The sequence below is a fragment of the Teichococcus aerophilus genome, from assembly GCF_014490485.1.
In the GTDB taxonomy this organism is placed as follows: Bacteria; Pseudomonadota; Alphaproteobacteria; order Acetobacterales; family Acetobacteraceae; genus Pseudoroseomonas; species Pseudoroseomonas aerophila.
The window spans coordinates 49,178-61,472 of sequence record NZ_JACTVA010000031.1 but is presented as its reverse complement, the minus strand read 5'-3'; the positions used below and the strand labels follow the sequence as shown (position 1 = coordinate 61,472).

The window sequence follows — 12,295 nt, the reverse complement described above, 5'->3', positions numbered from 1 at the left end:
CAAATCCGCGTACTGCGACGCCGCTCGGTTCACCGTAAACGCAATGCCCCACCCATACTCCAATCCATCCGCATCCTTCAGCGGCACCCAATGCGGAATATAGGCGCCGGTGATCATCTCCCGCCGCCAGATCAGCGACAACTCCTCCACCAGCACCGCCTCCTCCAACCGGAAGGCAATGCCGTCGCAGATCCCGCCCTCATCCAGCGCCAGCACCAGGCCCGGGTTCTCCGGCGTGCCACGGCCGATCGGCGTGCACAGGCAGAAGGAGCGGTGCCACCCCTCCACCCGGGCAAAGCGGCTTTCGGCGTAATGGATGGTCGGGTTCCAGATCAGCGAGCCATAGCCGAACAACCATACCGGCCCATCATCCGGCCGCGCCCGCAGCGTTTCCGCCAGCGAAGCCTCACGCGCCTCGTCGCTCAGCACCTGGTCGCCCAGCGCGGCACGCACCGCATCACCCAGGCGGTCGGACAGCAACGCCTCCCGCGTCAGCAGCATCGGCTGCGCCGGGCCGGCGCCCTCCAGCGTCGCTTCGGGGGTGGTATTGGCCACAGGGGCTGCTTGCTTCGTCATCGCCCCGGCATGCGGCAGCCAGCGCCGCCTGTCTACCCTGGACCTGCCGCCGCCCTGGCCCGATCATGCACTCCATGGCCGCCATCACCGCCCCGCTCCTGACCCCCCGCGCCGAGGCCGAGGCCGCCCAGCGCCGTGCCTCGGACCCGGATAGCTCTGCCTGGGTGGGCGCCTCCGCCGGGTCGGGCAAGACCAAGGTGCTGACCGACCGGGTGCTGCGCCTGTTGCTGCGCCCCGGCGCCAAGCCCGGCCGCATCCTCTGTCTCACCTTTACCAAGGCCGCCGCGGCCGAAATGGCCAACCGCCTGGCCCGCCGCCTCGGCGTCTGGGCCATCTCGGACGACGCCGCTCTGGCCGCCAGCCTGCAGGCCCTGACCAACCGCAAGCCGGCACCGGAGGACCTGCTGCGCGCCCGCGCCCTGTTCGCCGAGGTGCTGGAACAGCCCGGCGGCATGCGCATCGCCACCATCCACGCCTTCTGCCAGTCCGTGCTGCGCAGCTTTCCGCTCGAAGCCGGCCTGCCGCCGCAATTCACCCTGATCGAGGAAGCTGACGCGACCGAGATGCTGGCGGAATCGCGCGAAGCCGCGCTGGCCTCCGGCCGCCTGCCAGCGGATGCGGTGCAGGCCATCGCCGGCCTCGGCAGCCCGGAGGATTTCGCTGATACGCTGCGCGCCATGGTCAAGGACCGGGACCGGCTGGCCAGCGCCATCGCCCAAGCCGGCGGCCTGCCAGGCTGCGACGCCGTGCTGCGCCGCCGCCTCGCCCTGCCTGCCAGCGGCGACGAAGCCGAAGCGGTCGCGGAGGCCATCCGCGACATCCCCCCCGCGCTGGACCGCGCCGCCGCCCTGCTCGCCGCCAGCGGCAATGACGGGGACCGCCGCCGCGGCGCCGCGCTGAAGGCGTGGCTGGCGCTCCCCCCCGTCGCCCGCATCGCGCGGTGGGACGAATGGACGCGGATGTTCCTCACCGGCGACGGCAAGCCCTATGCCGACCGTTCCCTCGCCACCAAGGGCGGCCTGAAGGACAATTTCCCCGAAGCAATCGACATCTTGCGCGCGGAGGCCGAGCGTGTCTTCGCGGCGGAGGACAGCCGCAAGGCCTGGCGGCTGCACGCCGCCAGCCTGGCGCTGCTGGCCCTGGCGCAGCCGGTGCTGGCCGCCTACGCCACCCGCAAGGCCCATGCCGGCGCGGTGGATTTCGACGACCTGATCGTCGCCGCTCAGCGCCTGCTGACCGACCCGGGCAGCGCCTGGGTGCTCTACAAGCTGGATGGCGGCCTGGACCACCTGCTGCTGGACGAGGCGCAGGACAGCAACCCCGCCCAGTGGGACATCGCCGCCCGCCTGGCCGAGGAATTCTTCGCCGGCGAAGGCACTCGCGACGGCGTGCTCCCCCGCAGCATCTTCGCCGTGGGGGACGAGAAGCAATCCATCTACGGCTTCCAGGGCGCCGATGCCGCCGGCTTCGCCCGCTGGCAGCAGCATTTCTCCACCACCGTGCCGCAGGCCGGCGCGCGCTTCGAGACCGTGCCCCTCCAGGTCTCCTTCCGCTCCACCGCGCCGGTGCTGGCCCTGGTCGATGCCGTCTTCGCCGAAGGCTCCGCCCGCCGCGGCGTCGTGGCCGAGGGCACCACCCTCAGCCATCGCGCGGACCGCCTCGGCGAGGCCGGCCTGGTCGAGATCTGGCCCCCCCTGGCAAAGCCTCCCAACAGCAGCGCCGAACCCTGGCTGGTGCCGGAGGAAGCGGTGGCCGAGACCGATGCCGAGGCGCTGATGGCCGAGAGCCTCGCCGCCCGCATCGCCCGCATGGTGCGGCAGGAGACGCTGCCCTCTCAGGGCAACCGCCCCATCCGCCCGGGCGACATCCTGGTGCTGCTGCGCCGCCGCACCGGCTTCTCCAGCCTGCTCGTCGCCGCGCTGAAGGCCCACGGCGTCGCCGTCGGCGGCGTGGACCGGCTGCGGCTGGTCGAGCAGATCGCGGTGCAAGACGTGCTGGCGCTCTGCGACGTGCTCCTGTTGCCGGAGGACGACCTGCAACTGGCCGCCGTGCTGAAAAGCCCGCTGATCGGCCTGTCCGAGGACGAGCTGTTCCGCATCGCCCACAACCGCACCCAGCCGCTGTGGTGGCGGGTGCTGGAAGAGCGTGGCCGCGACACCGTGCTGGGCCGTGCTGCCGACTGGCTGGCCGAGCTGGCCGACCAGGCTGACCTGCACACCCCCCACACCCTCATCGCCGAGGTCCTCGGCATCCATGGCGGCCGCGCCCGCCTGCTGGCCCGCCTCGGCCCCGATGCCGCCGACCCGCTGGACGAGGTGCTGAACGCCGCCCTGACCTACGAATCCCGCCATCCCCCCAGCCTGCAGGGATTTGTCCAGTGGCTGCGGCGTGGCGGTGCCGAAGTGAAGCGCGAGGCGGAGAGCGGCGTCGATGCCGTCCGCCTGCTCACCGCCCATGGCGCCAAGGGCCTGCAGGCGCCCGTCGTCATCATCCCCGATGTCGGCAGCGGCCGGGGCGAGAAGCCGGTCCGCTGGTCCGAGGCCGCGCCGCCCTTGCCCTTCTGGGCCCCGCGCGCCCGCAAGGACTTCCACGCCCCCGCCTGGCTGGAACTGGCCGAAGCCGAATCCCTGGCGCGGGAGGAAGAGGAGAACCGCCTCCTCTACGTCGCCCTGACCCGGGCGGAGGACCGCCTGCTGGTCTGCGCCTGGGGCGACCCCAAGCCCGGCTCCTGGTACGACCTCGTCGCCCAGGGCTTCTCCCGCCTCGCCGGCGCGCGGGAGGACAATTTCGAACCCACCGCCTTCGGCGCGCCACCCGCCGCCAGCTTCAACGGCCCGCTCCGCTGGTTCTCCTCCGAGCAGACGGCCGCGCCGCGCCCGGCGCAGCGCCACGCCGGCGCCACCGCGCCGCTGCCCCTGCCGGAATGGGTGCACCGCCCTGCCACGCCGGAGCTCGCGCTCGCCACCCTCTCGCCCTCCTCCCTCCCGGGAGAGGAGGAAACCCCCACCGCCGCGCCGCACGGCGCCGCCGACCCCGCCGGCAACCGCTTCCGCCGCGGCCGCATGATCCACGCCCTGCTGCAGCACCTGCCCGACTACCCGCTGGACGAACGCCGCACCATCGCCGCCGCCTTCCTCGCCCGTCCCGGCCAGGGCCTCTCGCGCCCCGAGCAGGCGGCGACGCTCGACGAGGTGCTGACCCTGCTGGAAATCCCCGGCCTCGCCCCTGCCTTCGGCCCGGGCTCCCTGGCCGAAGCGCCGCTCGTCGGCATGCTCGGCAGCGTCAAGCTGGTCGGCCAGGTGGACCGGATGGCCATCTTCCCCGACCGGATCATCGTGCTCGACTACAAGACCAACCGCCCACCCCCGACCGAGCTGGCCGCCGTCCAGCCCCTCTATTTGCGCCAGATGGCTGCCTACCGCGCCCTGCTGCGGCAAGCCTGGCCCGGCCGCGCCGTGGAATGCTGGCTGGTCTGGACCTGGACCGCCCACGCCATGGCCCTCCCGGACGCCCTGCTGGACCGCCACACCCCCGGCGCCTGAGGCTCACGGCTGAGCGGGGAGGGGGAAGGCTGGGGAAGGAATTCCCCAGGCCCTATCTTCTTTCTGCGAGGTTAGCGTCGTGCTTCAGGGCAAAAGCGGACGCTCTTCGATGATTTTGAAGATCGGCCACGCGGGCTGAACCGTCAGTCGCTGGAGGTCCTAGACCTCCGGCGCACCCAGCTGTGTTCTCACGGGCTGTTTGGAAACTCTGGCGGCTGGGGGGCGCGGCCGGATTTCCGTGCCAACGCGGAAGTTGCTTGGCCAAATACAGGGACATTTGGCCAAGCCATCGGAAAAGCTGACGCGGAAAAGCCCGCCGTGACCGCCCCAGCAGAGTTTTCAAGCGGTCTCTAAGCGGGATGCCAAACTCGCGGAAAAAAGAAGGGGGCCGGGGAATTCTTTCCCCGGCCTTCGCCCCCGAACCCCAGCCCACCCCTCGTTTCAGCTTCCCCCAACCGCTCGGACGGACCGCCCAAGCGGCGTGACCCAGGCCATAAGCGCGCCGAGTTGATCCCCTCATTTCGTTCCGAAACTGTAATTTCAGAAACTCACGCAGGGACGACTTGTTCTTCCCGCAAATCCCCCAACCCCTGCTCCATCAAGGGAGGCTCCCCCCGTGCACCCCGCGACGGCCACCGGCTTTGCCGCCCTTCTCGCCCTCATCGCCCTGACCGCGTGCGACGATGCCGCGGACCAGGCCAGCCTGCCGCGCCCCGCCGCCGAGGCTGCCCTGGCCCGCGAGGCTAAATCCGCCGCCGAGGCCGGCCTGCGCCAGTCCCTGAACGCGGCCGTCGAAATCGGTGAGGTCCAGACCTTCCCGCAATCCGCCCCCGGCAGCATGGCCGTCTGCGGCCAGGTGGCCCTGGTCGGCAGCGGCCAGGCAGCGCCGTTCATCGCCATCGTCAACCGCCAGCCGGATGGCTCCCTGGCCGTCGAGCAGCATGTGGCGACCGAGCGCGCCTCGGCCACCCGCGTCTTCGTGGAAAGCCACACACGCTGCGTCGCCAGCGCCGCCAGCGGCCAGCAGCGCACCGCCGCCCCACCCCGCCTGCCGGTCGTGCCGACCGACCTCGCCACCCTGACCCCCGCCCCCTCCGCCGCCGTGGCGCGGATCGAGGCCGAGCAGCAGACCGTCCAGGGCGGCGCCGCCCTCCGCCAGGCCGGCAACATGCGCGCCCACCCGAATGGCGGCGGCGATGTCGTCCGCGTCGTGCCGCGCGGCACCGTCCTGCGCATCTTCGCCGAAGCCCCCGGCGGCTGGCTGCAACTGGGCGCCACCGCGCCGGAAGGCTGGGTGCATGCCAGCATGATTACCCGCACCGGCGCACCCGCCCCGGCACAGACCATCGCCACCGCCTCCCGCTGAGGCGACAGGGAGGCCGGGGAAGGAATTCCCCAACCCCTTCTTCTTTCGACCAGCTTGGCGCAGCGCTTCAGGCAGAGAGCGGACACTGCTTGATGATTTCAATCATGGGCCACCAGAGCTGAACCGTCAGTCGTTGGAGGCCCTGGATTTCCAGCGCGCCCAGCCGCCCCCTGACAGGCTGTTTGGAAACTCTGGCGGCTGAAGGCGGGGCCGGGATCTCTTATGCCAGCGCGGAGGTGCCGCAAGCCAGGTGCGGGGACATTTGGCCAGGCCACCAGCAAAGCTGGCGCGGAAAAGCCCGCCGTGACCGACCCACCAGAGTATCCAAACAGCTTCTCAGGCTACCCATTGAACGGCCGGCCCGCAAAACTCGAAAAAAGGAAAAGAAGGGGCCCGGGGAATTCCTTCCCCGGCCTTCGCTCCACCTTGCATGCCCCTGTCGCGCGCCGAACCCCCAGACTCCAAACCGCACCCGGCCCAAGCAATCGCGGCTTCTGTCCGCCGCGCTGCCGTTCTAGACCGTTCTCCGCCTTTCCATCCCGGAGATCCCAGCATGTCCAAGCCTCGCATCGCGTTCATCGGCACGGGGGGCACCATGGCCTCCATCGGGCGCGGTCCGCTGGATATCCAGGATTACGGCGTGGCTGGCATCGTCATGGATGCCCCCGCCATCCTCGCCCGGGTGCCGGAGCTGGCGGAGGTCGCCGATGTCTTCGCCGTGCCCTATGGCGCCGTCATCTCCACCCGTATCGGCTTTACCGACTGGCGCGCCCTGTCCCGCGAATGCAGCCGGCTGGAGGCGGAGGAACCCGGCCTCGCCGGCATCGTCATCGGCCACGGCACCTCCTCGATGGAGGAAACCGCCTACGCCCTTTCCCTCAGCCTCAAGGTCTCGGTGCCGGTGGTGATGGTGGGCTCGCAGCGCCCGGCCTCCGCCCTGTCCTCCGATGCCGGGATGAACCTGCTGAACGCCGTGCGGGTGGCGGCCAGCCCGCAGGCGCGCGGCCTCGGGGTGCTGGTCCTGCTGAACGACGAGATCCACGCCGCCCGCGATGTCACCAAGACCTCCACCTGGCGGCTGCAGACCTTCCGCACGCCCGATTTCGGCGCGCTTGGTCACGCGGATGGGGACCGTATCGCCTTCTACCGCCGCCCCCTGCGCCGCGCCGCGCCCGACACCGAATTCGACATCCGCGGCCTGGACGTCCTGCCGCGCGTCGACATCGCCTACGCCCATGCGGATGCGGACGGCACCGCCATCAACGCCTTCGTCGCCGCAGGCGCGCGGGGCATCGTCAGCGCCGGCTTCGCCCCCGGCTCCGGCACCCCGGCGGAGGCCGATGCCCTGCGCGCCGCCATGGCCGCCGGCGTGGTTGTGGTGCAAGCCAGCCGCGTCGGCAGCGGCCGCGTCGTCCGTACCGAGAAGATGGGCCGCGACGGCTTCATCCCCGCCGACAACCTGAACCCGCAGAAAGCCCGCATCCTGCTGGCCTTCGCCCTCTCCGTCACCCAGGACCCGGCGGAGATCTCCCGGATGTTCGAGACGTATTGAGAGGGGGGCGCTTCATTCGCGCTGGAAGGGCAGGAAAAGAAAGGCCGGGGAAGGAATTCCCCGGACCCCTTCTTTTTTCTGCGAGTTTGGCGTTGCGCTGGAGGGCTGAGAGCGGACGTTGCTTGAAGATTCTCATAATGGGCAACAAGGGCTGAACCGTCAGTCGCCGGAGGTCCTAGACCTCCGGCGCACCCAGCCGGGTCTCAGGGCCAACCGCCCAACAGCCACAGCCGAAAAACTCGAAAAAGCAAAAGAAGGGGCCCGGGGAATTCTTTCCCTGGCCTTCCTCCTCACCATCAGCAAAGCCGAAGAGGGGTAACCCCCCTAACGGCGACCGCGCCCGCCTCAGCAATCGTGCGGCAGCGGGTCCAGACTTTCCAGCACCCCGTTCAGGGTGAAGTCGCCAAAGTCCATCTTCATGTCGTCCGCGATGCCGTTGGCGAAGTAGCGCAGCCCCACCTGGTATTCCGGCGTGCCGGCCCCGGCCGAGGCCTCGCGGTTGAAGAAGGCGATATTCATCCGCGCGCTCGCTTGGTCGGCCAGCAGCGGGAAGCGCGGGTTGGCCTGCGCGGCGGTCCAGGCGGAGAGCAGGGTGGTGCTGTCCTGCGCGCCCTCGGCCGTCGTGCCGTCGAACAGCGGCGTCACCAGCATCCGCTGCTGCCCGGCGCGGGCCAGCGCCAGGGTGCGGATGGTGTGGGCCATGGGCAGGATGGTGCCGGGCGGCAGCGTCATCTGCGCCGCCGCGGGCTCCTCGTAGCGGACGGTGCCGCCATTCTCGCCATTCAGCTCGGCCTCGCCGGAGACGCGCTGGCTGATGGCGCCCTGGGAGGATTGCGTCATGGTGAAGCGCAGGCGCCGCCCGTCCTTGCTCTCCCAGGTGGAGTAGTCGGAGGCCGTCTGGATTTCCTGGCCCGCGCGGTCGACCACGGTCAGCGCCAGGCGCTGGCGGGTGGTCCAGCCATCGCAGGCGTCGCGCACCTCGAAGGCCATGGTGCCCTCGGCCTGGCCGATCTGCCCGTCCGGCCGCACGCTGGCCAGGTTCAGCCGGTAGGCCGCGCGGTGGGAGGCCATGGCCTCCGCCCCCGCCAACGGGGCCGCGGGCGCCTGGTTGGCGGCAGGGGCCGGCGGGGTGGCGGGCGGCGCGGCCGGCGAGGTCGGGCTTTGCGCCCCCGCCGGCAGCGACAATCCAAAGGCCAGGGCGGCCACGGCAGCGGTGGTACCCAGCAAGTCGCGCAGCCGCATGGCCAGTAGCTCCTTCGTCAATCCGGTCTCCCGGACAGTTAGGGAGTCTTAGGCGCCGCCGCACCCTTTGCCGGCGGCAAATCGAGCTTGATGGACAGTTCTTTAAGGCGCGCAGCGTCCACCGGGGCCGGTGCGAACATCATAAGGTCCTGGCCCTGCTGGTTCAGCGGGAACAGGATCACTTCACGGATATTGGGCTCGTCGGCCAGCAACATCACCATCCGGTCGATGCCGGGGGCCGAGCCACCATGCGGCGGCGCGCCGTAGCGGAAGGCGTTCAGCATGCCGCCGAACCGTTCTTCCACCGTCTGGGCCGTGTAGCCGGCGATCTCGAAGGCACGGATCATGATGTCCGGGCGGTGGTTGCGGATGGCGCCGGAGGAGAGCTCGATGCCGTTGCAGACGATGTCGTACTGGAAGGCCTTGATGTCCAACGGGTTCATGCTGTTGAGGGCCTCCAGGCCACCCTGCGGCATGGAGAACGGGTTGTGGCTGAAATCCACCTGCCCGGTCTCTTCGTTCAACTCGTACATCGGGAAGTCGACGATCCAGCAGAAGCGGAACTCGCCCTGCTCGATCAGCTTCAGCTCCTCGCCCAGCTTGGTACGCACCTTGCCGGCGAATTTCGGTGTCTCGTCCTTCTTGCCGGCGGCGAAGAAGACGGCATCGCCCGGCTGCAGGTTGCAGGCCACGCGGATGGCCTCGACGCGGTCGGCCTCCAGGTTCTTCGCGATCGGCCCCTTGGGCCCGTCCACGGCGAACTGGATGTAGCCCAGGCCGCCGGCGCCCTCGGCGCGCGCCCACTCGTTCAGCTTATCGAAGAAGCCGCGCGGGTTGGCGGCCGCGCCCGGCGCCGGAATGGCGCGGACAATGCCGCCACCGGCCACCACCTTGTTGAACAGCCCGAAGCCGGAGTCGCGGAAGCTCTCCGTCACGTCGGTGATCTTCAGCGGGTTCCGCAGGTCCGGCTTGTCGGAACCGTAGTCGAGCATCGCCGTGTCGTACGGAATGCGCGGGAAGGGCGCCTGCGTCACCTTCCGGCCCCCGCCGAACTCGTTGAAGATGCCCTCCATCACCGGCTCGATGGCGGCGAAGACGTCTTCCTGAGTCACAAAACTCATCTCGAAGTCGAGCTGGTAGAACTCGCCCGGGGAGCGGTCGGCGCGGCTCGCCTCGTCCCGGAAGCAGGGGGCGATCTGGAAGTAGCGGTCGAAGCCCGCCACCATCGCCAGCTGCTTGAACTGCTGCGGCGCCTGCGGCAGCGCATAGAAGCTGCCCGGGTGGTTACGGCTGGGCACCAGGAAGTCGCGCGCGCCTTCCGGGCTGCTCGCCGTCAGGATCGGCGTCTGGAATTCCGTAAAGCCCTGGTCGATCATGCGGCGGCGGATGCTGGCGATGACGCCGGCGCGCAGCATGATGTTCCGGTGCTGCTTCTCACGCCGCAGATCCAGGAAGCGGTAACGCAGGCGCAGGTCCTCGGGGAATTCCTGCTCGCCGGCCACCTGGATCGGCAGCACCTCGGCGTGGCTCTGCACCTCCAGCGCCTTGACCCGCAGCTCGATGGCGCCGGTCGGCAGCTTGTCGTTCACCGTGCTGCCCTCGCGGGCCACCACATCGCCGGTCACCGTGATGACGCTCTCGGCGCGCAGCGCGTCAGCCGCCTCGAACACCTCGGAGCCGGAGGGGATGACGCACTGGGTCAGCCCGTAATGGTCGCGCAGGTCGATGAACAGCAGGCCACCATGGTCGCGCTTGCGGTGCACCCAGCCGGAGAGGCGCGCGGTCTTGCCGGCATCATCGGCGCGCAATGCGCCACAGTTATGGGTCCGGTAGGCGTGCATCGTGAGTAAAACCCCGGCTGGCGGAAAAACGGGCGAAGAAGGGGCGGGCGAGGCTGGCCTGTCAAGCCCGCACTGCCCCTCCAGCCACGCGCAACCCCACTGGCACAAGGGAAATCGTCCCTCGGCGACCTATTGAGGGGGAGAGAAGGCCGGGGAAGGAATTCCCCGGGCCCCTTCTTTTTTCTGCGAGTTTGGCATCACGCATCAGGCCAAGGGCGGACGCTGCCTGATGATATTCAAAATGGGCCACCAGGGCTGAACCCGCAGTCGCCGGAGGTCCTCGACCTCCGGCGCGGCCGGCCAGACCTCAAACCAAACCGACCCTTCAACAGCCACGCCCCACAAATTCGAAAAAAGAAAAGAAGGGGCCCGGGGAATTCCTTCCCCGGCCTTAAACCTTCCCTCACCGTAACGCCGCCCCACCGCCAAGCGCGGCTTTCCGCCGCCCACGGGTTTGCGAGCGGCGCGTGCTTCGCTAGAAGCATATCCACAATGAGCCGACGCAATCAGGCCCAGGACGCCGCCCCTGTCCTGATCACCACCACAGACGCCCTGGCCGCGCTTTGCACCCGCTTGCGGGAAGAGCCGTTCGTGACCGTCGATACCGAGTTCATGCGCGAACGGACCTACTGGCCGGAGCTCTGCGTCGTGCAGCTCGGCGGTGCGGACGATGTTGCCGTGATCGATGCCCAGGCGGAAGGGCTGGACCTCGCCCCGCTGGGCGAGCTGCTGGCCGACCCCAAGGTCATAAAAGTGTTCCACGCCGCCCGGCAGGATGTGGAGATCTGCATCATCCGCTTCGGCGCGCCGCCCCGGCCGTTGTTCGATACGCAGATCGCCGCCATGGTTGCCGGCTTCGGGGACCAGGCCAGCTATGACAGCCTGGTGCGCGGCCTGGCCGGCGCCAGCATCGACAAGGCCCACCGCTTCAGCGACTGGGCGGCCCGCCCGCTCTCGCCCGCGCAGATCGCCTATGCGGCGGCCGACGTCACCCATCTCCGCCGCGTCTACACCGCGCTGGTGGAGCGGCTGACCAAGGACGGCCGCCTCTCCTGGGTCGCCGAGGAAATGGCGGAGCTGACCGACCCCGCCACCTATCGGCAGGACCCGGAAACCGCCTGGGAACGCCTGAAGCCGCGCACCACCAACCGCCGCTTCCTGGCCGCGCTCCGCGCCGCCGCCGCGTGGCGGGAGCGGGAGGCCCAGCGCGTCAACATCCCCCGCCAGCGCCTGGTGCGGGACGAGACGCTGCTGGAAATCGCCGCCACCCAGCCGGCCAACGCCAACGACCTTTCCCGCGCCCGCGGCATCAGCAAGGGCTTCGCCGAGGGCAAGACCGGCGCCGGCCTGCTGGCCGCCCTGGCCGCCGCCAAGGAACTGCCGGAATCGGACCTGCCGGAGCCGCCGCGCGAGCCGCGCCAGGGCCCGCCGGCCTCCCCCGCCCTGGTGGCGCTGCTGAAGGTCCTCCTCGCCGCCAAGGCCGAGGAACACGACGTCGCCCCCAAGCTGATCGCCAGCTCGGACGAGCTGGAACGCCTTGCCGCCGAGGCCGAGCCGGAAGTGCCCGCCCTGCACGGCTGGCGCCGCCTCGTCTTCGGCCAGGCCGCCCTGGCGCTGAAAAGCGGCAAGCTGGCGCTGGGCGTGGATGGGCGGAAGGTCAAGCTGATCCAGGACTGAAGGTCCTGGCGCTGAGGGCAGAAGGCCGGGGAATGAATTCCCCGGACCCCTTCTTCTTTTTGCGAGTTTGGCGTGGCGCTGCAGGACTGAGAGCGGGCGCTTCTGATGATATTTAAAATGGGCCACGCGGGCTGAACCGTCAGTCGCCGGAGGTCCAGAACCTCCGGCGCACCCAGCCGTCTCTCAGACCCAACCTCTCAACGGCCACCCCCGAACACTCGAAAAAAGAAGATGGGGTCCGGGGAATTCTTTCCCCGGCCTTCCTCTTTTCTCGCCGGCCGACAGCCGCCGTCCTCAGTCGATCACTGCAGCCGTCGCATCGAAGGGTGCCGCGACCACGTCGCCGGCCACCGGCACGACTTTCACCACGGCGCTGGTGGCACGGAAGGGCAGGGCCACCACGCCGCAGCCGCCCAGCCCGATCGTGGCGAGGAGCAGGAGCGCGGCGGGCCCCCACCGGCGGCGCATCAGCTGAATCATCGCATGATCTTTCCTGCAG

8 protein-coding genes are annotated in these 12,295 nt (G+C 69.8%); 4 read left to right on the top strand and 4 right to left on the bottom strand.

From position 1 onward, the window contains the following. Nucleotides 1-576: gamma-glutamylcyclotransferase (locus tag IBL26_RS16240; protein WP_206684243.1), on the bottom strand; the 576-nt coding region annotated here is incomplete at its 3' end. Nucleotides 577-650: 74 nt separating this feature from the next. Here IBL26_RS16240 and addA point away from each other — a divergent pair. The 3 genes from addA (at nt 651) to IBL26_RS16225 (ending at nt 7,036) form a co-directional block, all read left to right on the top strand. Beyond that, on the top strand, nt 651-4,118 hold the full coding sequence (gene addA / locus IBL26_RS16235) for a double-strand break repair helicase AddA (protein WP_187785553.1): 3,468 nt from the start codon (nt 651-653) through the stop codon (nt 4,116-4,118). Nucleotides 4,119-4,734: 616 nt separating this feature from the next. Further along, a complete protein-coding gene (locus IBL26_RS26125; RefSeq protein WP_187785552.1) occupies nt 4,735-5,484 on the top strand; it encodes an SH3 domain-containing protein in 750 nt (249 codons plus the stop codon). 553 nt (nt 5,485-6,037) lie between these two features. Next, nucleotides 6,038-7,036 (top strand): asparaginase, encoded by a 999-nt coding sequence (locus IBL26_RS16225; protein WP_187785551.1) that lies wholly within the window; start codon nt 6,038-6,040, stop codon nt 7,034-7,036. Nucleotides 7,037-7,381: 345 nt separating this feature from the next. On the opposite strand, the gene IBL26_RS16220 is transcribed toward IBL26_RS16225, so the two are convergent. After that, nucleotides 7,382-8,299, bottom strand: a complete 918-nt coding sequence (locus IBL26_RS16220) for an EipB family protein (protein ID WP_241749450.1) — start codon at nt 8,297-8,299, stop codon at nt 7,382-7,384. Between the two features lie 17 nt (nt 8,300-8,316). Continuing rightward, nucleotides 8,317-10,119, bottom strand: coding sequence for an aspartate--tRNA ligase (aspS, locus tag IBL26_RS16215; protein WP_187785550.1), 1,803 nt, complete (start codon nt 10,117-10,119; stop codon nt 8,317-8,319). A 492-nt stretch (nt 10,120-10,611) separates the two neighbouring features. Here aspS and rnd point away from each other — a divergent pair, with 492 nt between their 5' ends. Then, a complete protein-coding gene (gene rnd / locus IBL26_RS16210; RefSeq protein WP_187785549.1) occupies nt 10,612-11,796 on the top strand; it encodes a ribonuclease D in 1,185 nt (394 codons plus the stop codon). 294 nt (nt 11,797-12,090) lie between these two features. Here rnd and IBL26_RS16205 read toward each other — a convergent pair whose 3' ends face one another. Then, nucleotides 12,091-12,276 carry a DUF6726 family protein gene (locus IBL26_RS16205; protein WP_241749449.1) on the bottom strand — a complete coding sequence of 62 codons (186 nt, stop codon included), beginning with the start codon at nt 12,274-12,276 and terminating at the stop codon, nt 12,091-12,093. Between the last annotated feature and the right edge of the window lie 19 nt (nt 12,277-12,295).

Bases quoted from the DNA above. Each gene is read 5' to 3' on its own strand.
- IBL26_RS16225 (WP_187785551.1), top strand. From the start codon at position 6,038: ATGTCCAAGCCTCGCATCGCGTTCATCGGCACGGGGGGCACCATGGCC.
- rnd (WP_187785549.1), top strand. From the start codon at position 10,612: ATGAGCCGACGCAATCAGGCCCAGGACGCCGCCCCTGTCCTGATCACC.
- IBL26_RS16205 (WP_241749449.1), bottom strand. From the start codon at position 12,276: ATGATTCAGCTGATGCGCCGCCGGTGGGGGCCCGCCGCGCTCCTGCTC.
- addA (WP_187785553.1), top strand. From the start codon at position 651: ATGGCCGCCATCACCGCCCCGCTCCTGACCCCCCGCGCCGAGGCCGAG.
- aspS (WP_187785550.1), bottom strand. From the start codon at position 10,119: ATGCACGCCTACCGGACCCATAACTGTGGCGCATTGCGCGCCGATGAT.